Source organism: Collinsella sp. AM38-1BH (genome assembly GCF_003467545.1).
Taxonomy (GTDB): Bacteria; Actinomycetota; Coriobacteriia; order Coriobacteriales; family Coriobacteriaceae; genus Collinsella.
This window is the reverse complement of record NZ_QSHC01000015.1, coordinates 1-21408: the sequence shown is the minus strand read 5'-3', so window position 1 is coordinate 21408 and position 21408 is coordinate 1. Positions and strand designations below refer to the sequence as shown.

Genomic DNA, 21408 nt, shown 5'->3' with positions numbered 1-21408 from the left:
AGGGGATTGTCGTTCATGGGGTCCTCCTATTTTCCGAGCGGTGAGAATTCGTCGACGATGAGGTCGAGGCATTGCGGAAGCGCGCGGGCACCAAAGACGCCCGAGTTGCTGGAGATGATCTCGCCATCGAACTGCATGCCCAGCGACGGCGTGCAGGTGATCTTGGCTTCCTTGGTCTGGATGATCTTGAACTGCGGACGGCCGAGCAACTTGCCGGCGGGGTCGAGCGCGGCGGTGATCACGGTCGGGAGCAGCTGGACGGTTTTTACGGGCTCGATGACCGCGATGTCGACCATGCCGTCGTTCATGCGGCAATCGGGGAACAGGTTGATGTCGTTTTGAATGACCGAGGTGTTGCCGGCCATGCAGCAGATGCCATCGAGCTCCTCGACAATGCCGTCATGCTCAATCGTAAAGTGCGCTACCGTAGGGTTGGGCGTGGCGAGCGCAGAGAGGAAGTAGGCGATCTCGCCGATGTCGTTTTTGGTGGGGGCGGCCTTCATCATGATCTCGGCGTCGAAGCCCGAGCCGGCGATGATGATAAAGCCGTGGCGCTTCTCGTTGCCGTCTTCGTCGAGCCAAAAGAGCTCGCCCATGTCTACTTTGACCGTGCGACCGGCGCGGCAAGCCTTGGCAAGCGCCGCCGCCTCGGGGGCATTGCCGATGTTGTTGAAGAACAGGCAGGCCGTACCGGAGGGGAAGACGAGCGTGGGGACACCGCATCCGCGCATCTGGTCGAGCACGTTGGAGACAGTGCCATCACCGCCCGAAACGACCACGCGATCAAACTCGCGCACGTCTGCCACGGCGTCCTCGGGTTCCATGCCATCGCCGATAAAGCGCATCACGACCTCGTCGCCGCCCTGTGCAAGGGCGTGCGTGAATGCGAAGATTTCATCTGAGCTGGGGCCCGATGCCGGGTTGTGGATGATAAGGCAGCGCATACTTACGTTCCCGTTCTGTGACTAACCGAGTATAGTTGTAAGGCAATGCCGATATCCTACCCGTGTTTTTCGGGCCTAACCTTATTCGATGGGTTGATATGTACATTTCCACACATCAGGCTCTACTCGACTTTTGCCAGCGCGCCCGTGAGTTCGACGCGATTGCCGTCGATACCGAGTTTTTGCGCGAGCGCACGTTCCATCCGCGCCTGTGCTTGGTTCAGATTGCCACCCCTGCCGAGAGCGTCGCGGTCGATCCCCTGGTGATCGACGACCTATCGCCGCTGGCCGAGCTTATGGCAGACGAGAGCGTGACTAAGGTCTTCCACGCCTGCTCGCAGGATATGGAGGTTATGCTCCATACCGTGGGCGTGCTGCCACGACCGATTTTCGATACGCAGGTCGCCGCTGCCTTTTTGGGCGAGCGCCAGCAGATTTCGTATGGCGCGCTTGTTCAGACGTTTTGCGGCGTCTCGCTGCCCAAGACCGAGTCGCTGACCGACTGGTCGCGTCGCCCGCTGACCGATAAGCAGATTGAGTACGCGATTGATGACGTCAAGTACCTGATCGTCGCCTATACCGAGATGATGAGTCGCCTGCGCGAGCTGGGCCGTGTGGACTGGGTGCTCGACGAGCTACGCCCGCTGGCTGACGAGTCGCACTATCGCGCCGACCGTCACGAGGCATTCCGCAAGGTCAAGCGCATCAACTCGTGCAGCCGCCACCAGCTGGGCATCGCGCGCGAGCTCGCCGCCTGGCGCGAGGACCGCGCCGAGCGCCGTAACATCCCGCGCAAGTGGGTCATGTCCGACGACACGCTGCTTGCGCTCGTCAAGCGCAATCCCGTGCGCGTTGAGGAGTTCCGTAGCATTCGCGGTACCGATCAGTTGGGGGAGCGCGACGTGGACGGTGCGCTCATGGCCATCAAGCGCGGCGCAAGCTGCCCGCACGATCGCCTGCCGCTCATGGTGCGCGGGCATCGCCAGATCTCTCCGGAGCTGGAGAGCGTGACGGATCTCATGTACGCGCTTATCCGCCTGGTTGCCGAACGCTCGGGAGTGGCGACCTCGGTCATTGCCTCGCGCGATGACCTGGCCGACTATATTGAGCATCCCGAGCAGAGCCCCTTGCGCGAAGGCTGGCGCTTTGAGCTTGTGGGCTCGCGCCTGGACGATCTGCTCTCGGGCAACATGGGACTCACTGTGAAGGACGGCAAAATCGAGCTTTTGTAGTTACGCGGTTTGCCAAGCGCTGCAAACGTTTTAGAGCTGCAATGCCAAAACATCGATGGTGTCTCGTTGGCTGGGCGAGTGGGTAAAATGCCTCCAACGTGTAACTCGATTCGGAGGAATTCGCATGCCTTATTACTATGGATACGGCTTTGGCATCGACCCGCTGTACCTGCTGGTTGTTCTTGTCTGCACGGTGATCGGTCTTGCCGCACAGAACTATATCAACTCGACGTACAAAACCTGGTCCAAGGTTCGCTCGGACGGCGACACGGGCGCCACGGTCGCTCGCCGCATGCTCGACGCCAACGGCTGCAACGCCGTGGGTATCAAGGGCGTCGCTGGTGAGCTCACCGATCATTACAACCCGCAGGACAACAACCTGTATCTCTCGGATGCCAACCGTTCGGGCGGGTCGGTCGCAAGCGTTGCCGTTGCCTGCCACGAGGCGGGCCATGCCGCCCAGCGTCAAAGCGGTTATGCCATGATGAAGGTTCGCACCGCCCTCGTGCCGGTCGTCAACTTTACCCAGAACACCTGGACCATCGTGTTGCTCTTGGGCCTATTTATGAACATTGCCGGGCTCACGGCCCTCGCGCTGATCTTCTTCTCGTTTAGCGTGCTGTTCCAACTGGTTACGCTGCCGGTCGAGATTGATGCTAGTCGGCGCGCCGTGGCGTATATTGAGCAGTCGGGTATGAGCTCCAAGCAGGTCAACGGTGCCAAGAAGGTGCTGACGGCCGCCGCGCTTACCTATGTGGCTGCGGCGCTCACCTCGATTATTCAGCTGCTCTATCTTATGGCTCGCTACAACAGAAACTCCAACCGATAACAAATTGGGTCGCTGGGCGCCGCGGGGATTCGTGTCCCCGCGGCGCTGTACTATGTGTTGGACTTGAATTTGCGCAGGGCCGAAGCCCTTGTGCACGATGACGAAAGGAGGCTGCGTGGCAGGCTGGAATCTGACCGGCAATACCGTTTCCGCCGAGTTCGACGGTTCGGACGATCAGGAGCGCAAGGAGCTCAGCGTGAGCCAAGCGGTGGAGATCGCCGCCGGCGCGCTCGACGCCATTCCGCAGCTGAGCGTTTTGGGTGAGGTCACGGGTTTTCGTGGTCCCAATGCCCGAAGCGGCCACTGCTACTTCCAGATTAAAGACGACTCGGCCGCCGTCGACTGCATCATCTGGAAGGGCGCCTATCTCAAGCGTACCTTCGATCTGCGTGACGGCATGCAGGTGAGCTTTAAGGGCAGCTTCAACCTCTATAAGGCCACAGGCCGCATGAGCTTTGTCGCTCGCTCGTTTTCGCTGGCGGGGGAGGGTCTGCTGCGTCAACAAGTGGCGCAACTGGCCGAAAAGCTACGCCGCGAGGGCCTGATGGACGAAGCGCGCAAGCGCCGCATCCCGGTGTTCTGCTCCCGCGTGGCGGTCGTCACCTCGCTTTCCGGTGCGGTAATCGACGACGTCAAGCGTACATTGCGTCGGCGCAATCCGCTCGTCGAGCTTGTCTGCGTGGGCGCCAAGGTTCAAGGCGAGGGTGCGCCGGCCGAGCTTATCGAGGGCCTGCGCCGTGCCGCCGCCATCACGCCGGCGCCCGACTGCATCTTGCTGGTGCGCGGCGGCGGCTCCTTCGAGGACCTCATGACCTTCAACGACGAGGAGCTTGCCCGTGCAGTGGCTGCCTGTCCCGTGCCCGTGGTGACCGGTATCGGCCATGAGCCCGATACCTCGATTTGCGACATGGTGAGCGACCGCCGCGCCTCCACGCCCACGGCGGCGGCAGAATCGGTGGCGCCGGCTATGACGGAGTTGGCCGATGTGCTCGAGGCGCGCCATCAGCGTCTGGGTGCCGCGATGGCATCGATGATTGGGTCGGCCCAGGTCGACCTGGAGATGCTCGATCAGCGCGGTCGCCGTGCCTGGGATACCTATACGGCTCGCCTGGGCGATGCGCTCGATGCGGCTGCGTGCCGCCCGTGCCTCAACGACCCCACATTTATGGTCGAGCGTCGCGAATCGGAGCTTGCGCTGACCGCCGATCGCCTGTCGGGCGCCATAGTACGCTCGGTCGGGACATTTCGCTCCAACTTTGAGCGCTTGCCCGAGCGTCTGGTTGCAAGCACCTCGGGGCTCGATGGCAAGCGCCATGCGCTCACGCTCGCGAGCTCTCGCCTGGAGCATCAGGGGCGCACGATGCTCAACAAGCCAGCGTCCGACCTGGGCCGTACGGCAGCCTCGCTCGATGCCCTGTCGCCGCTCAAGGTGCTTGCCCGCGGCTATTCCATCGCGTACAGCGTTGACGGCGTGGCTATGAGCGCCAAGACCTTTAAGCCGGGCGACGCCATTCGCGTACGCATGGCAGACGGCAACGTGGCAGCAACGGTCGATACGGTCGAGTAGGCTGCGTTTCATAGCGATAAACCTTTAGGAAAGGAAACAGATATGGCAGAGAAAACCCCGGTCGAGCAGCTTACGTACAAGCAGGCTTCGCAGGAGTTGGAGCTCATCATCCGCAGCCTGGAGTCGGGCGATATGGAGCTCGAGGAGTCGCTCGAGAGCTATACCCGCGGCGTAGAGCTCCTCAAGAGCCTGCGTACTCGCTTGTCCGATGCCGAGCAGAAGGTCTCGGTGCTCCTTAAGGACGTCGACGGCAACGACGTGCTCGCCGACGGCGAGGCCGCCAACACGGACGACAACCTCTCGTTCTAACCACCCCGACCAAATATAATTACCTTGGTCTGCGAGAAAGGAACCAACCATGTGTGATTGCATCTTCTGCAAAATTGCCAACCACGAGATCCCCTCGACCGTCGTTTACGAGGACGATCAAGTCATCGCCTTCGACGACCTCAACCCCCAGGCGCCGGTCCACACTCTCGTGATTCCCAAGAAGCACTACAGCGATATCGCCGATAATGTGCCTGCCGAGACCATGGGCGCCATGGCTCACGCCATCCAGGAGGTCGCTAAGGCCAAGGGCTTGGAGGACGGTTTCCGCGTCATCTCCAACAAGGGCGTCAACGCCGGTCAGACCGTCATGCATTTCCATATGCACGTCCTCGGCGGCAAGAACTTGGGTGAGAACCTCATCTGAGGGCGCGTAGGCCGTCGACTTGGCTGCCTTTGGAGTAATCTATGCAGCTTTCTCAACTCGAATACCTTCAAGCGGTAGCGAACTATGGCGGCGTGCGCAAAGCAGCTCGCTCCGTTCATGTGAGTCCGCAGGCCGTTTCGTCGGCAATCAAAAAGTTGGAATCTGAGTATCAGATCGTTTTGCTCAACCGATCGGCGGGGGAGGCTGTTTTGTCTCCGGCGGGCAGAGAATTTGCGCGTCGTGCACGCGTGATCCTGGCACAAGTCGACGATCTCAAAAAGTACGCTCAATCGAGGGACGACGGCGTCTCGCCCGACGGCCACTTTCGTCTTTACGCCCCCTGCCTTCATGGGCGGGGGCGCCTTTTTGCCGAAAACTGGTATGACTCGTTTGAAAGCTCGCACCCTCAGATTCACCTCGATGTGTGGCATCAGCCAACGGCTACATGCTTTGAATCACTTATACTTGGCATTTCGGACGCGGCTATCTCGTTTGAGGAACCACGGGACAGCGTCCTTTCTTCAAAATATATGGGTGAAAAGGAGCTCAGGGTTCTTTCATGCCCAGCTGGTCATCAATCTGTGGGTGCTATGACCGTTCGTGAGTTACTGGGCGGCAGGCTCGCTGTTCCCATTAATTTGTCACCCTGTCTCAATGCAATCAATCAATGTCCCGAAGCTCAGCTGGTTAATTTCCGCTTTCGCGATGTCGAATACGGAAACAGGGCGCAGGCTGAGTTTCTTCAAGCCGGGGGATTGATATTGAGTTTTTCTGGCTCTTCTCTCGCATCGGATGGATCGGAAGTGAGCGAGTGCTCCATTGAAGCCTCACATGACGTAGCCTTGCCCATCTACTTTTGCTATCGACAAAATGCCTGGACCGATCGACACCAGACGGTATTTCTTCACCTATTGCGTCATCTCGCTTCGTGAGGCCATTTGGCCTCGTGTCGTCAAGTGAATGTTGACGCCCTGCAACACATAGCTGACAGCTTTGCCCTCATGCTTTTCCAAGATTTCGATTTAGATTGCTGACTCTTGGAGGGCGGAGCATGAAAAACCGTACGGTTTTGCTTTATATGACGTTCGTTTTTCTGTCGAACTTCAGCACTATTTTGTATTTTCTGACGGTTTACCTTGAATTCGTCGGATTCTCGATAGTGGCGATTTCTAGCATGATGATTGCATATCAAGTGAGCAAGTTCATCCTCGAAGTTCCCACTGGCTATATTGCTGATAGGTTTGGACGAAAGGCAAGCGGTCTCGTTGGCGTCGTGGGGATGCTTGGATACTACGCCGCCCTGCTTCTCGTCCGTTCCCCTCTGCTTTTAATCGGTGCGTTCGCTCTCAAAGGTTTTGCCGTTGCATGTCTGAGCGGATCCATAGAAGCGATTTACATTGACAGCGTCTCTCAGGACCAGCTCGTAAGACTTAATGTCGTTGAGCGATTTGTTTTCTATGCCTCTTATGCCATCTCCGCTTGCGTGGGCGGTTTCATTTCGTCTGTCGGTGCATATCTCATTGGTCTTTCGGCAGATATCATCGCAATGGTGTTGACGTTGGTTGTCGTTGTCTGCATTCCTGAGATGCGAAGAGGGGGCACTGCGGGGGCACCTGAGCGTGGAATTAGCCCGAAGATGATCGGTGCCGCTATTGCGTGTAATGGCATTCTTCGTTCAGCGTTCATCATGGACTGTTCTCAGGCATTTGCTTTTGTCGCCCTGGAAGACTTTTTCTCACTGCTGCTTGCGGGCCGCGGAATGAATTCCGTCGCTTCGGGTGTGACCATTGCGGTCCAGCTCCTTGCCTCGGCCTCCATGGGGCTTATTGTGCCCAGTGTGATTGCTCATGTCGACAAGGGCCGTTTTGCGCGTATTTGCGGCATCATTCGCTTAGTCTTGACAGCTTTGTTTTTGATCCCCCTTACTCCGGCTAATTTGCTGCCCGTGTTCTATGTGCTGCAGACAGTTGCGTACTCGTTGTTTGCCCCAATCAAATACTCAGTTTTCCAAAATGCTGCCGACTCATCGATGCGCTGTTCACTGATTTCGGTTCAAAGCCAGATGGTGGCGGTGGGTGCCGTTCTTTTCTATCTGCTCAACTCTGTGCTGAGTAGCGTTGCGGGCATTCGAGTCGTATTGCTTGTTGCGCTCGGGATTTCTTCCCTGGTGTATATCCCCGCGCTATTTCGTCTTACAAGTCAAAGGCCATGAGTATTTAGGCACCGATAACTTATATATCAACGCAATAAACCCGAGCGCGAGGGCGTTTGGGTTTATTATTGAAGTGTATGTAACCTGGCGGCGCCACACCGCCTGTTAGTAGGGAGACACATGAACGTTCTGGTCGTCAACGCAGGATCTTCGACCCTTAAGTATCAGGTCATCGATACCAAGTCCCACAAGGTGTCCGCAAAGGGCTCCTGCGAGCGCGTCTGCTTTACCGGCGGTACCTTCACCCATGCTGCCAACGGCTCCAAGAAGGTGACCGAGAACATCGAGTTCCCCGACCACAAGGTCGCCATCGAGGCTGTCCTGAAGGACCTCGAGGCCAACGGCGTCAAGATCGAGGGCATCGGTCACCGCATCGTTCAGGGCGGTTGGTACTTTGGCGATTCCTCCCTCGTCGACGAGGACGTTCTCGCCAAGATTCGCGAGGTCGCCCCGCTAGCGCCGCTGCACAACAACCCCGAGGCCAACGTTATCGAGTACTGCCTGGAGCAGTATCCCGACCTGCCCAACGTTACGGTCTACGACACCGCTTTCCACTTCAACATGCCCGAGGTCGCCAAGACTTACGCCCTTCCCAAGGATGTTTGCGACAAGCTGCACATCCGTAAGTACGGCGCCCACGGCACCAGCTACCGCTACATCTCCAAGAAGGTCGCCGAGATGACCAACGGCGAGGCCCGCAAGGTCGTCGTGTGCCACATCGGCTCCGGTGCCTCCCTGTGCGCCATCGAGGACGGCAAGTGCATGGACACCACCATGGGCCTCACCCCGCTCGACGGCGTCATGATGGGCACCCGCTGCGGCTCCATCGACCCGGCTACCGTGTGCTACCTGCAGCGCGAGGGCGGCTACACCTTCGACGAGGTCGACGAGATGATGAACAAGAAGTCCGGCCTTTTGGCTGTGACCGGCGGCAAGACCAACGACTGCCGCAATGTCGAGGAGCTCGCCGCTGCTGGTGACCCTGAGGCTCAGCTCGCCTTCGATATGTTCGTCTACAAGATTGCCGCCAAGGCTGCCGAGATGGCCACTTCCATGTGCGGCATGGACACGCTGGTCTTCACCGCCGGCATCGGTGAGCACGCTCCGGCCGTTCGCGCCGGCGTTGCCGACCGTCTGGCCTTTATGGGCGTCAAGATGGACCATGCCCGTAACGCCCTGCGTGGCGACGGCGCTTGGTGCCTGTCTGCCAAGGATTCCAAGGTCAAGATCTTCGTCATTCCCACGGACGAGGAGTTCATGATCGCTTCTGACGTCGAGCGCATCGTCAACGGCAAGTAATTGCAAGAGGGGAGGGGCTGGACGACCGAGCGCCGTTCGGCCCCTCTTTTGTGCTCGTTGGGCGATATGCTTGATAGCTATTTATCAAGTTGTGATAACTTCTTATTAAAATGCGGCCGCCTTAAGGGGTCTGCGTCGACCGTATTGCACTGCAAAGGAGTCTCATGAACGTACTTGTTGTCAACGCCGGCAGCTCAAGCCTTAAATATCAGCTTTTGGATACCGTTACCCGCGAGGTTTTCGCCAAGGGCAACTGCGAACGTATCGGTTCGGACATGGGCATCTTTGGCCACTCCGAGAACGGTGGCGCCAAGCAGACCGAGGAGGTCCCTTTCCCCGATCATCGCTCTGCTATCGCTCGTGTGCTCGAGGAGCTCGAGAAGACCGACTTTACGATTGATGGCATTGGGCATCGCATCGTTCAGGGCGGCTGGCACTTCGATGATTCCGCGGTCGTCGACGACGAGGTCATGGCCAAGATTCTCGAGGTGGCACCGCTTGCTCCGCTGCACAACTACGGCGAGGCCGCGGCGATTGAGTATTGCCGTGAGAAGTATCCGGAGCTGCCCAACGTGGCGGTCTTCGACACCTCGTTCCACATGACCATGCCCGAGGTCGCCTATACCTACGCGCTGCCCAAGGACGTGTGCGACAAGTACCACGTGCGCAAGTACGGCGCCCACGGCACGAGCCACCGCTATGAGTGGATGATGGCCAAGGAGATCCTGGGTTCGCGCTGCCACCGTCTGCTTTCGTGCCATTTGGGTAACGGTGCTTCGCTTGCTGCTATCGAGGACGGCGTGTGCCGCGACACCACGATGGGCCTCACGCCGCTTGACGGTCTGATGATGGGTACCCGCTGCGGTTCCATTGACCCGGCTACCGTATGCTACCTGCAGCGCGAGGGCGGTTACAGCTACCGGGAAGTCGACGACATGATGAACAAGCAGTCCGGCCTGCTTGCCATTTCGGGTATCTCCAACGACGCCCGCGACATCCGCACGCGCGCCTCCGAGGGCGATGAGCGCTGCCTGCTTGCCTTCGATATGTTCGCCTATAAGGCCATGCAGCAGGCCGGTTCCATGATCGCTTCCATGGCGGGCGTGGACACCATTACCTTTACCGCCGGCATCGGCGAGAACGACTGGTCGATCCGCAAGGCCTTCTGCGACTGCTTTGAGTGGTTGGGCGTGCGCATCGACAACAACAAGAACCGCGAGGCCGTGGGCAACGGCCCACAGGTCATCAGCGCCGCCGGCTCTTCCGTCACGGTTATGGTCATCCCCACCGACGAGGAATACATGATCGCCCACGACGTCGAGCGCCTGACCAAGAACAACTAACGCGCGCATTTGCAAGTAAACGAAAGGCCTCCAGAGCAACAGCTCCGGAGGCCTTTTTACTAGCAGGTGGACGGCGGAAACCCCATCCCATTTCGAGCGCAAATACTGGGACACGCTTTCCGGTTGAGGCACGTTGCGGAAAGTGCGACCCACAATAAAGCAAAATTCCGTCCCAAAGTTTCCCAAACAGGCCCCAAGCGGAAGCCACATCCCACAATCTGCCTCCAAACTGGGATGTAGTTTCCGGCACAACAACCGCCGAAGCCCACCGGCCTTTCAATCTCCAAAGTGATCATCATCAGCAACGCCTGCGCTCCCAGCAACGGCACCCATCCATTCAGATTTTCAGCTCCAGCTCGTAGCCAAGCCGCCGTCCACCCCGGATTCTCTGATTGCTACGTGGCGGCAGGGACCCTACAGGGTAAAGCTCTGAAAATATTCCGCAGGACGCATGAAACCCCCGCCGCACGAAGTGCGCAGCGGGGGTTTCATGCATGTCCGAGGACGTTTTCAGAGCTTTACCCTGTAGGGTCCCGAGGGGATATGTCCGCTACTCAGCCATCTGGGCCTGGACGGCGGTGATGGCCACGACACCCACGATGTCGTCGGCAGAGCAGCCGCGCGAAAGGTCGTTAACCGGCTTGGCGATGCCCTGCAGGATGGGGCCGTAGGCGTCGGCGCCGGCGAAGCGCTGGACCAGCTTGTAGCCGATGTTGCCGGCCTCGAGGTCGGGGAACACGAGCACGTTGGCCTTACCGGCAACGGAGGAACCAGGAGCCTTGAGCTGGGCGACGGTGGGAACGATGGCGGCGTCGAGCTGCAGGTCGCCATCGATGGCGAGCTCGGGAGCCTTCTCCTTGCAGAACTTCACGGCCTCTTGGACCTTCTTGGCGACCTCGCCGCCGGCGGAGCCCATGGTGGAGTAGGAGAGCATGGCCACGTGCGGCTCAACGTTGCCCATGAAGGTGGACCAGGAGTGAGCGGAGGCGATGGCGATCTCAGAGAGCTCGTCGGAGGACGGGTTGATGTTGAGGCCGCAGTCGGCGAAGATCAGCGTGCCGTCGGTGCCGAACTGCGGGGTGTCGGTGCACATCACGAAGAAGGCCGAGACCAGCTTGGTGCCCGGGGCGGTCTTGAGGATCTGAAGCGCAGGGCGCAGGGTGTCGGCGGTGGAGTGGCAGGCGCCGGAGACCAGGCCGTCGGCGTCGCCCATCTTGACCATCATGGTGCCAAAGTAGGTGGCATCCATCACCTGGGCGCGAGCCTGCTCGATGGTAACGCCCTTCTTGGCGCGGAGCTCGGCAAACTTCTGCGCGTACTCCTCGTGCTTCTCGGCATTACGCGGGTCGATGACGGTAGCGCCGGGAACGTTGATCTCGTCGGGGTTGCCCAGGATGACGATCTTTGCCAGGCCCTCCTCGATGATCTTGGTGGCCGCGACGATGGTGCGCGGATCCTCGCCCTCGGGCAGGACGATTGTCTTAAGGTCGGCCTTGGCGGCAGACTTCATACGGTTTAGGAAATCGCTCATGTTACTCCTTACAAGCGTTTCGCTAAGCTCCAGGCGCCCGGCTGTTCACGAATAAACCCGCTGCTAGCGGGTTTACCTTTCAATTATGTACGCCGCGGTGCTTGAGCTTTCCTTGTGTGGCAAGCTCATTATAGGACGCATTAGCGCTATAATCGCTCTGATAAATATGTCTCGAAGAATGTTCGAGAAAAGCCCAGCTAACGAGCCCGTGGCTTTTGACAAGGAGTATCGATGCAGATTACCTCAGGCCTGCCTGAAGGCTTTAACGCCGGCGTATACGACATGATTGTCGTCGGTGCTGGATATGCCGGTGCCGTTTGCGCCCGTCGTCTCGCCGAGACTATCGGCTATCGCGTTGCCGTTCTGGAACGCCGTAGCCACATTGCGGGTAACGCCTACGACTGCGCTGATGAGGCCGGAATCCTGGTCCACGAGTATGGTCCGCACATCTACCATACCTTTAATGAGCGCGTCCACAATTTCCTGTCGCGCTTTACCAAGTGGACGGACTACCAGCACAAGGTGCTCGCCAACATCAACGGCACCCTTATGCCTGTGCCCTTTAACCACGCGAGCCTCAAGCTTGCCTTTGGCGATGAGCGCGGCGAGGAGCTGTATCAGAAGCTCGTGGAGACCTTTGGCAAGGACGTCAAGGTGCCCATCATGGAGCTGCGCAAGAAGAACGACCCGGATCTTGCCGAGGTCGCCGATTACGTCTACGAGAACGTCTTTTTGCATTACACCATGAAGCAGTGGGGTCAGACGCCCGACCAGATCGATCCCTCGATCACCGGCCGCGTTCCCGTCTTTGTGGGCGACGATGACCGCTACTTCCCGCAGGCTCCCTTCCAGGGCATGCCGCAGGACGGCTATACCGCGCTGTTCGAGCGCATGCTCGACCACGATCTGATTGATGTGTTCTGCGACGTGGACGCCCGCGACCTCTTCGAGATCGACGAGACCACCGTCAAGATCGACGGTAAGGTCTATGGCGGCGAGATCGTCTACACCGGTCCGCTTGACGAGCTGTTCAACCTCGACCTGGGCGCTCTGCCGTACCGTACGCTCGACATGAAGTTCGAGACGCTCGATATGGACCAGTTCCAGCCCGTGGGCACCGTCAACTACACCACGAGCGAGGACTACACGCGCATTACCGAGTTCAAGAACATGACCGGTCAGATCCTGCCCGGCAAGACCACCATCATGAAGGAGTACTCCAAGGCCTATACGCCCGGCTCGGGCGAGACGCCGTACTACGCCATTCTTGAGCCCGAGAACCGTGAGCTCTATGAGCGCTATCTTGAGCGCGTCCAGAACCTGACGAACTTCCACCCGGTGGGTCGTCTGGCCGAGTATCGTTACTACGATATGGACGCCGTGACCAATTCCGCCCTCGATCTTTCGGATGAGATTATCGCCTGCCATGCATAAAGTCATAACATTCGGTATTCCCTCGTATAACGCCGCCAAGGACATGGACCATTGCATCACCTCCATCTTGGAGGGGAGCAATTACGCCACCGATATCGAGATTATCGTGGTGGACGACGGCTCCAAGGACGAGACGGCCGATAAGGCCGATGAGTGGGAGGCACGTTATCCCGGTATCATTCGCGCGGTACACCAGGAGAACGGTGGCCACGGTATTGCCGTCCTTTCGGGTCTGCGCGAGGCACAGGGCACCTACTACAAGGTTGTCGACTCGGATGACTGGCTCGACGCTGCGGCTCTTTCGACCATGCTGTCGATTCTGCGTGGCTTTGAAGAGCGCGATCAGCGCGTTGACCTGTTTATCTCGAACTACGTGTACGAGAAGGTTTACGAGGGCACGCATACCGCTATTGGCTACAAATTTGCCCTGCCGCGCAAAAAGATCTTTTCCTGGGATCAGATCGGTCATTTCCGCCTGGACCAGAACCTACTCATGCACAGCCTGTGCTATCGCACGGATGTGCTGCGCGAGTCCAACCTTCCCATGCCGCCGCACACGTTCTATGTGGACAACATCTACGCCTACGTGCCGCTGCCGCGTTGCAAGACCATGTACTACGCCGACATCGACCTCTATCGCTACTTTATCGGTCGCGAGGGCCAGAGTGTCAACGAGGCCACGATGGTCAAGCGTCTGGACCAGCAGTTCCGTGTGACGCGCATCATGATGGAGTCGTACCACCTGTACAGCGATGTTGAGTCGTCGCGTCTGCGCTCGTACATGATGGGCTATTTCACCATGATGATGGCGATCTGCTCGGTGCTCACCAAGCTTTCCGAGGAAGATTGCGCCGACGAGCGCCTAAAGACGCTGTGGAATGATTTGAAGGCCTACGACGAGCGCATGTATCGTCGTGCCCGCTACGGCGTGGTCGGGTTCTTCACCAATCTGCGCGGACGGGCCGGAGACAAAACCACACTCGGCCTATACCGTCTTGCCTCAAAGATCTTCAAATTCAACTAGCTGCCGAGTAATCGCTGCTGATAGGTTGACTGGGCCCCTTGGCCTTTAGTTTGCTACTGCGAACAGTCCTGCTCGCACGGAAAGCACATTAAGTGCTTTCCGGCTCGTGCGGAACTTGTATCAAACTAAAGGCCAAGGGGCCTCTGCTATAAGAATCGATTGTCAGGTTATTTGAATTTGAAGATCTTCGACGCGCGGTACACAGGGGCCTGGGCTGAAAAAATATTAGTTGGTAGTCGGTCGGAGGCGGGCGGGCATTACGTTTGTCGCGAGTTCCGCATGCAAAGAAGGCCACTTAATGTGGCCTTCGTCTTGCATAGGACTGTAGAGCAGCAAACGTAATGCCCGCCCGCCTCCGACCGACGGTCGAGTGAGATTACTTCGCAGCACCTGGGATTCCGTGGGAGGTTTTGGCGGTTTTGGCTCCGTTTGCGATGGCAGTTTCCAGGGCCCTTACTGCGAGCATGCCCAGCAGGTCTAGGGGAACGGCGGCGCTTGCCTGGGCGCCCAGTTTGCCGCTGGCGAGGGTGTAGATGGTGTCGCCGTCGTTGGTGGTGTGTGTGGGGCGGATGGCGTGTGCGTAGGCGTCTGCGGCCATCTGGGAGACCTTGGTGGCTTGTGCCTTAGTGAGTTCCACGTTGGTGACGATGCAGCTGATGGTGGTGTTGGTGCGGTCGAGCGGCATCTGCATGGATCCGGCGGCGGCAAAGGCTGCGAGTTCCATGTCGACGATCTGGTCGCTATCGGCTGCGGCGCGCATGCCGGAGACCCACTCGCCGGTGAAGGGGTCGACAACGTTGCCGCAGGCGTTGACCGAGACCACGGCGCCCACCTTGATGGGGCCGAGTGCCACGGCGGCAGCTCCAAGGCCGGCCTTCATGCAGGTGGCAGGCCCCATGAGCTTACCCACGGTAGCGCCCGTGCCGGCGCCTACGTTGCCCTGTTCGAGCTTGGTGGGGGTGTGGTCGAGTGCTTCGCGCACGGCGGCGATGCCGGCCTCAATGTCGGGGCGCACGGTGGGGTTACCAAAGGCAAGGTCGAAGATACAGCTGGAGCACACGATAGGCACCTGCGTGGGGCCGACGGGAAGGCCGATGCCGCGGCTCTCAAGCTCGCGAGCGACGCCGCTTGCAGCTTCGAGGCCAAAGGCCGATCCGCCCGAAAGGCAGACGGCGTGGACCTTGTCGACGGTGTTCTCGGGTCGTAGCAGGTCGGTCTCGCGCGAAGCGGGAGCGCCACCGCGTACGTCAACGCCGCCGGTGGCGCCCTCGGGTGCCACGATTACGGTGCAACCGGTGCCGGCCTCCTCGTCCGTATAGTTGCCATAGCAAAAGCCATCGACATCGCAGACGTCAATGGCCTCGAGCAGTGTATCCATGTTTAACTCCTATCGGTTTTCCGCCGCGCCTTGTGCCCGGTCGGGATCCGTACGGTACGCCAAAATTGTAGGCGCTGGGGAATACCCAGCGCCAGATGCAATTACGAGAGTTTTTGAATCGCGCGCGCGACGCGGGCGATGGGTAGGCCCACTACGTTATAGAAGTCGCCCGAAATATCGTGCACGAGCATGCGGCCGCCTGTGCCCTGGATGCCGTAGGCGCCTGCCTTATCCATGGGCTCACCCGAGGCAACGTAGTGCTCGATCTGCTCGTCGGTGAGCTCGTAGAACGTCACGTCGGTCACATCGACAAACGACAGGCTCTCGGCGGCATGCGGGGCGGCCGTATCGCCTGCCTTAACGATGCAGACGCCGGTTGCGACCTGGTGCGTGCGGCCCGAAAGCTCACGGAGCATGGTGCGCGCCTCGTCCTCGGTTGCCGGCTTGCCCAAAATCTTGCCGTCGAAGGTGACGATGGTGTCGGCCGCGACGGTCAACTCATTGGGCTCGGCATACTCGGCAGCAACGGCAGCCGCCTTGGCGCGTGCCAAGCGCTCGACAAGCGTGAGCGGGGGCTCGCCATCAAAGGGCGTTTCGTCGATATCCGCGGGAATCACGCGAATGTTGTAGCCTGCCTCGCGCATCAGCTCTATGCGGCGCGGCGATTGGGAAGCCAAAATCATAGTTGGATGCCCTCGGCGACCTTCTCGACGGCCTTGTCGCCGGCGAGCGTGCGCAGCAGCTCCAATGCAAAGGGGAGTGACTGTGCCATGCCGCTGGCAGTGATGATGTTGCCGTCTTGCGTGACCTTCTCGCCAGTATAGGCGCCTTCGGGGAAGCTTTTCTCAAAGCCAGGGAAGCACGTGGCGTGGCGCCCCTCGAGTAGGTCGAGCTCGCCCAGGATAAACGGGGCGGCGCAGATGGCGGCGACGTGCTTGGTCGCGGCGAACTCGCAGACCACGTCGCAGACACGCTGATCGGCGCGCAGGTTGGTGGCACCGGGCAGGCCGCCGGGCAGCACGACGCAGTCGTACTCGTCAAAGTTGATCTCATCAAAGAGCGCATCGCAGGTCACGGGGATCTGCAGCGAGCTTACGACCTCACGCGTGGGCATAATCGAGACGAGCGTGGCACGCACGCCGCCGCGACGCATGACATCGACCATGGTCAAGCATTCAATAGTTTCAAAGCCATCGGCGGCGAGAACGGCAACGCTGGGCATGAGGGTTCCTTTCATAGGCGGCATACAATTAGCCGTCTTATACCCCGAAGACCTCCGCTTGCCACGCTCGATTTCCCAATGATTTTTCTGAGCAATGATTAAGTGGCTAGTTGCGCCTAAGGTGGACGACGGTCTCGCAGTGGAAGGTTTGTGGGAACAGGTCGACTGGCGTGATCTTTACGGGGGAGAAGGTGCCTTCTTCGACAAAGCGTTTGAGATCGCGCGCCAGGGTGGCCGGGTCGCAGCTCACGTAGGCGACATCGTGGGCACTCGTGCTGGCGATAAGGTCGATCGCTTCGGGGGCGAGGCCTGCGCGCGGCGGGTCGACCACCAAGACGTCGGCATCCTGGTCGGGGAACTCGCGCACCGCGTCTCCGCCAATGACGTCGACGTTATCAAGCTTGTTGATCTCCAGGTTACGGCGCAGGTCGCGCACGGCGGGGCCGTAGGCCTCGACGGCGGCGACAAAGTCGCAGCGGCGGGCGAGCGGCAGGGTAAAGGTGCCGGCACCGCAGTACAGGTCCACGGCAAGCTCGTCTTCCTGCGGATCGAGCGTTTCCATGACAAGCTCGATCAAAATCTCGGCACCCTTGGTGTTGACCTGGAAAAAAGACGGGGCAGACAAGCGCATCTGACCCTCGGCGATATTCTCGGTCCATGAGCCCTCTCCGGCGAGCATTTCGACCTTGGAAACACGGCGGGCCTTCTTTTCGCCCTTGCTCATCACGCGTACGACACTTGTGGGGTGCGCGGCGTCTGCCAACACGCGCGAGACTTGCGAGCGCGGGAAAGAGCCCGTAGGCGTCCAGAGCGCCACCTCGAGTGCCTTGGTGCGACGCGAGGCGCGAATGCCCACGCGCTCAAGGCCCAGGTCGTGGCTGCCGCTCAGATAATTGAGCGCGCCGACGACCGATTTGAGTGCCTTGGGGAAGCGTTTGTCGAACAACGGGCACGAATCGACGGTCACGATCTTGCGAGGATCGACACCGTGCATGCCAAGACGCACGCGGCCGTTTACAACGGTCGGCTCGAGTTCGATTTTATTGCGGTAGCCCCAATCATCCTTGGTGTGGCGGATGGGTTGCACCAGTTCATCGACTTGATCGGGGCTGAACTTGCCGATACGCTCGAGCGTGGAGCGCAGATTTTGCTCCTTGGCGGCGAGCTGTGCCGTGCGTGAGAGATTGCCCCACGAGCAGCCGCCGCAGATGCCCACGAAGGGGCAGGGAGACTGAATGCGATCGGGGCTTGGCTCCAGAATCTCGGTGGTGCGGGCACGCATGAACGACTTGCCGTCCTGTACGACCTCGGCCTCGACGGTGTCGCCTGCCACGGCGCCCTGCACAAAGACGGCCTTGCCGTTGTCGGCGTGCGCCAGCCCGTCGGCGCCGTAGGTCATCGATTCTATAGTGAGCTTCATATTCCTGCCTGTCATTCGCGTTGTTGTTCGCACCATGGTAGCAGGGAAAAGCGCCCCGCATCCGAGGCTTTCCTCAAATGCGGGGCGCTTCTACAAACTGCTTCTACAAACGACTATTTCGTCTTGCCGGTAATGAGCGTCTTAAGACCCAGGCCGATCAGACCCAGGCCCATGCGCACGCGGCCGGGGCGATGGCGCTCGATGGCCTTGGTCTTGCCGGCGGGCTTATCGCGACGGGCGCTCGTCTCGGGTGCGGGCTTGATGACCTGCGGATCGGGCTGAGGTGCAGGTGCAGGCTCGGGCTCAATGACGGTCGCCTGGACCTCTTGGACCTTGGGTGTGGCCGGCTGCGGCTCAGGAGCAGGGGCGGGCTTTGCCTCGGCGGCGGGCTCCGGAGTCGCAGTAGCGGGCTCGGGCGCTTTCTCCACGGCGGGCTCTGCGGCAGCCTCGGGCTCATTCACCGGGGGAGCTGCAACCGCTTCCGGTTTGGCAGCTGCCCCGTGTTCAACATCGGCCTGAATGGCCTCCTCGGCCACACGTTCCTTCTCCTGTGCGCGCTGCTGCGCGGCGGCCTCGGCGTTGCGATAGGCACGCTCCAGCAGGGCTTCCTGCGAGTTGAAGGGTTTCTCACCCTCTGCACGCTCCACGGGGACCCAGGTGCCGTCGCTCGTGAGGCTGCGGGCCTTCACGTTGTCGCGCAGCTGCATGCCCATGTACTCGTGCACTAGGGCGCGGCAGGTGGGGTCGAGCACGGGGAAGGCAATCTCCACGCGGTGCTCGGTGTTGCGCGTCATCATGTCTGCCGAGCTCAGGTAAATCATGTCCGAGTCCACGCCGAAAGCATAGACGCGCGCGTGCTCCAAAAAGCGTCCGACGATGGAGCGGACATGCACGTTCTCGGTCTTGCCCGGAACACCGGGCTTGAGGCACGAGATGCCGCGGATGATCATGTCTACGCGCACGCCGGCACACGATGCCTCGGCGATCTTGTCGATAACCTCGCGGTCGGTCAGCGAGTTGAGCTTAAAGAACACGCGGGCGGGCTCGCCGGCAAGGGCGCGCTGGATCTCGCGGTCAAGCCCGCGCATGATGAGCGGTTTCAGTCCGACGGGCGCCACACCCAGGAAGCGGTAGTCGCCGCGCAGGTTGCCCAGCGACAGATTGCGGAAGAACAGGTTGGCGTCCTCGCCGATGCCGGGATGGGCTGTCATGAGCATAAAGTCGCTGTAGAGTTTGGCCGTCTTCTCGTTAAAGTTGCCGGTGCCCAAAAGCGTGAGGCGCGTTAGCGCCATGCCCTCGCGATAGGTGAGCTGGCAGATCTTTGAGTGGCATTTAAAGCCCTCGGAACCATAGATGACGGTGCAGCCGGCCTCTTCCAGGCGCTCGGCCCACTCGATGTTGTTCTGCTCGTCAAAGCGGGCACGAAGTTCCATGAGCACCGTGACCTCTTTGCCGTTCTCGGCAGCATCGATCAGCGACTCGCACAGGCGGCTCTGCTTGGCCACGCGGTAGAGCGTGATGCGCAGCGAGATGCACTCGGGGTCGTAGGCGGCCTCGTGCACCAGATCCAGGAAGGGGTTCATGGCCTCGTAGGGATAAAAGAGCAGCTTGTCGTGCTGCAGCACCTGCTCGCGGATGGAGCGGGTCATGTCGATGGTGGGATTGGGCTGCGGCCTAAACGGCGTAAAGAGCAGCTCGTTGCGCAGGTGCTCGGGAATCTTGCCCTCAATGCCAAAGACGTAGCCCAGGTCGAGCGGGATATCGCAGGTAAAGACAGAGCGGCGCGAAAGCTCGAGCGCCTTGCGGATGGTCTTGAGCGTTGCCTTCTCGAGCGACCCCGAGACCGCGAGCACTACCGGCTGCAGACGCAGGCGCTTCTTGAGGATGCGCTTCATGTGCTGGCGGTAGTCCTCTTCCTCTTCGACGCCCTCGCCGTCCGGATCGATGTCGGCGTTGCGGGTGACGCGGATCAGCGCACGATCCAGCGGCTTATAGGAGCCAAAGCAGCTGTCCAGGCAGGCGAGGATGACGTCCTCGAGCAAGATGTAGGAGTAGGTGCCGGTGGGCGAGGGGATCTCGACCACGCGGTTCATCGAGGCGGGAATCTCGATAAGGCCCAGCAGGCTCTCCTCGTCGGTGGCGCCGTCCAGACCACAGGCCAGATAGAGCGCGCCATTGCGTAGGTTGGGGAAGGGGTGGCGAGGATCGATGACCAGCGGCGAGATGACCGGCGACACGTAGGCCTGGAAGTAGCGGGTTACAAAGGTGCGCTCCTCGGGCGTAAGCGAATCGATGCGGGCGCGGTGAACGCCCAAGGTGTCGAGCTTGCCCTCGATGCTCTTAAAGATGGACTCCCAACGGGTAAGGAGCCCGGGCATTTCGGCCATGACAGCATCGACCTGTTCGGAGGCGGTCATATTGCTCTTGTTGTCGACAGGTTGCTTTTTGAGCTCTGCCAGATCGGACAGGCCGCCCACGCGCACCATGAGAAACTCGTCGAGGTTAGACTCGAAAATCGACACGAACTTTAGACGCTCGAACAGCGGAACGGTCTCATCGAAGGCTTCGTCAAGCACACGGTTGTCAAAGCGTAGCCAGCTGAGCTCTCGGTTCTGCGTGTACGAGAAGTCGCGAGGCGGTTTGCGCAGCTTTGCGGCGGCTTGCTTTTTTTCGATTTTGCTCGGCATATGCATCTGTCCGTTCAGTCCCCGCAGGGGACGGTAGCCTAACCCTATTCACTATTGTCTCAATTTAGTCGACTTGTGGCACGGACGTATTGTGCGAACGGTATCTTTACCTACTTCTTACGCTGACAAGGCATGCAACTAACTGTCCAACTCGTTTGGAAACAATCTATATCCATACTCAACTGGTGAGGATGTATGAATAAGAATGATTGCGAGCTGAATATAATCGAATCCAAATTGAATCATGGACAAACGACATATATATGCAGAAAACCGTTTTAGCTATGCAATTCCTAAACATGAAAATATTTGTGCAAGCTAGCTTAATTCCTTAGAAAAAAGAACATTTACCTTTGAAAACCTGCTTTAGAGAACCGAAGTGCATCATGGGAGAATCATATGCGATATACCGTTCATCGCACTTTGCTGACCGTTCGGGGGCGAGGTGGAATTGCAGGTGGTTTTTGGATATAACTAGAGCTGTCAGCAAGCAGCGTCCCATACAGAGGGGCGCTGATACATTCGGCCAGTAAGGCCCGAAAGAAAGGTAGGAGGCCATGACGAAAGGTCTGCACGTGCCTTCCGAGATCGG

The 21408-nt window shown here is 59.4% G+C and carries 18 protein-coding genes; 11 read left to right on the top strand and 7 right to left on the bottom strand.

Annotation, left to right across the window (positions count from 1 at the left end; genetic code table 11):
- Nucleotides 1–26: 26 nt before the first annotated feature.
- Nucleotides 27–944, bottom strand: coding sequence for a diacylglycerol kinase family protein (locus tag DW870_RS07355; protein ID WP_117759024.1), 918 nt, complete (start codon nt 942–944; stop codon nt 27–29).
- 98 nt (nt 945–1042) lie between these two features.
- On the opposite strand from DW870_RS07355, the gene rnd reads away from it, so the two are divergent.
- The 9 genes from rnd (at nt 1043) to DW870_RS07310 (ending at nt 10120) form a co-directional block, all read left to right on the top strand.
- Nucleotides 1043–2176 (top strand): ribonuclease D, encoded by a 1134-nt coding sequence (gene rnd / locus DW870_RS07350; RefSeq protein ID WP_006234315.1) that lies wholly within the window; start codon nt 1043–1045, stop codon nt 2174–2176.
- Nucleotides 2177–2300: 124 nt separating this feature from the next.
- Nucleotides 2301–3005 carry a zinc metallopeptidase gene (locus DW870_RS07345; RefSeq protein ID WP_117759022.1) on the top strand — a complete coding sequence of 235 codons (705 nt, stop codon included), beginning with the start codon at nt 2301–2303 and terminating at the stop codon, nt 3003–3005.
- A gap of 115 nt (nt 3006–3120) precedes the next feature.
- The gene (gene xseA / locus DW870_RS07340; protein WP_369831645.1) at nt 3121–4572 is read left to right on the top strand and encodes an exodeoxyribonuclease VII large subunit; all 1452 of its coding nucleotides are present in this window, start codon (nt 3121–3123) and stop codon (nt 4570–4572) included.
- 42 nt (nt 4573–4614) lie between these two features.
- The gene (gene xseB / locus DW870_RS07335; RefSeq protein WP_006234311.1) at nt 4615–4881 is read left to right on the top strand and encodes an exodeoxyribonuclease VII small subunit; all 267 of its coding nucleotides are present in this window, start codon (nt 4615–4617) and stop codon (nt 4879–4881) included.
- A gap of 49 nt (nt 4882–4930) precedes the next feature.
- Nucleotides 4931–5266 (top strand): histidine triad nucleotide-binding protein, encoded by a 336-nt coding sequence (locus tag DW870_RS07330; RefSeq protein WP_035137921.1) that lies wholly within the window; start codon nt 4931–4933, stop codon nt 5264–5266.
- 41 nt (nt 5267–5307) lie between these two features.
- Nucleotides 5308–6198, top strand: coding sequence for a LysR family transcriptional regulator (locus DW870_RS07325; RefSeq protein ID WP_117877285.1), 891 nt, complete (start codon nt 5308–5310; stop codon nt 6196–6198).
- A gap of 119 nt (nt 6199–6317) precedes the next feature.
- Complete coding sequence (locus tag DW870_RS07320) at nt 6318–7478, top strand: MFS transporter (protein WP_117770120.1); 1161 nt, start codon at nt 6318–6320, stop codon at nt 7476–7478.
- A 120-nt stretch (nt 7479–7598) separates the two neighbouring features.
- Nucleotides 7599–8777 (top strand): acetate/propionate family kinase, encoded by a 1179-nt coding sequence (locus DW870_RS07315; RefSeq protein ID WP_117770119.1) that lies wholly within the window; start codon nt 7599–7601, stop codon nt 8775–8777.
- A 164-nt stretch (nt 8778–8941) separates the two neighbouring features.
- On the top strand, nt 8942–10120 hold the full coding sequence (locus tag DW870_RS07310; RefSeq protein WP_117770118.1) for an acetate/propionate family kinase: 1179 nt from the start codon (nt 8942–8944) through the stop codon (nt 10118–10120).
- 550 nt (nt 10121–10670) lie between these two features.
- Here DW870_RS07310 and pta read toward each other — a convergent pair.
- A complete protein-coding gene (gene pta, locus DW870_RS07305; protein ID WP_006234296.1) occupies nt 10671–11651 on the bottom strand; it encodes a phosphate acetyltransferase in 981 nt (326 codons plus the stop codon).
- 231 nt (nt 11652–11882) lie between these two features.
- Here pta and glf point away from each other — a divergent pair, with 231 nt between their 5' ends.
- A complete protein-coding gene (gene glf / locus DW870_RS07300; protein WP_117770117.1) occupies nt 11883–13085 on the top strand; it encodes a UDP-galactopyranose mutase in 1203 nt (400 codons plus the stop codon).
- Complete coding sequence (locus tag DW870_RS07295) at nt 13078–14109, top strand: glycosyltransferase family 2 protein (protein ID WP_006234294.1); 1032 nt, start codon at nt 13078–13080, stop codon at nt 14107–14109. The genes glf and DW870_RS07295 overlap by 8 nt, the downstream gene beginning before the upstream one ends.
- Before the next feature lie 376 nt (nt 14110–14485).
- Here the strand turns inward: DW870_RS07295 and DW870_RS07290 are convergent, their stop codons facing one another.
- The 5 genes from DW870_RS07290 to ppk1 all read right to left on the bottom strand — a co-directional run bounded on the left by DW870_RS07290 (nt 14486) and on the right by ppk1 (nt 20816).
- A complete protein-coding gene (locus tag DW870_RS07290; protein ID WP_117770116.1) occupies nt 14486–15487 on the bottom strand; it encodes a P1 family peptidase in 1002 nt (333 codons plus the stop codon).
- 101 nt (nt 15488–15588) lie between these two features.
- A complete protein-coding gene (locus DW870_RS07285) occupies nt 15589–16170 on the bottom strand; it encodes a nucleoside triphosphate pyrophosphatase (RefSeq protein WP_117770115.1) in 582 nt (193 codons plus the stop codon).
- Entirely contained in the window at nt 16167–16709 is a 543-nt protein-coding gene (locus DW870_RS07280) for a DJ-1 family glyoxalase III (protein ID WP_055287259.1), read from the bottom strand. Before DW870_RS07280 ends, DW870_RS07285 begins: the two co-directional genes overlap by 4 nt.
- Before the next feature lie 106 nt (nt 16710–16815).
- Nucleotides 16816–18144 carry a 23S rRNA (uracil(1939)-C(5))-methyltransferase RlmD gene (gene rlmD / locus DW870_RS07275; protein WP_117770114.1) on the bottom strand — a complete coding sequence of 443 codons (1329 nt, stop codon included), beginning with the start codon at nt 18142–18144 and terminating at the stop codon, nt 16816–16818.
- A 98-nt stretch (nt 18145–18242) separates the two neighbouring features.
- Entirely contained in the window at nt 18243–20816 is a 2574-nt protein-coding gene (gene ppk1, locus DW870_RS07270) for a polyphosphate kinase 1 (RefSeq protein ID WP_233504633.1), read from the bottom strand.
- Between the last annotated feature and the right edge of the window lie 592 nt (nt 20817–21408).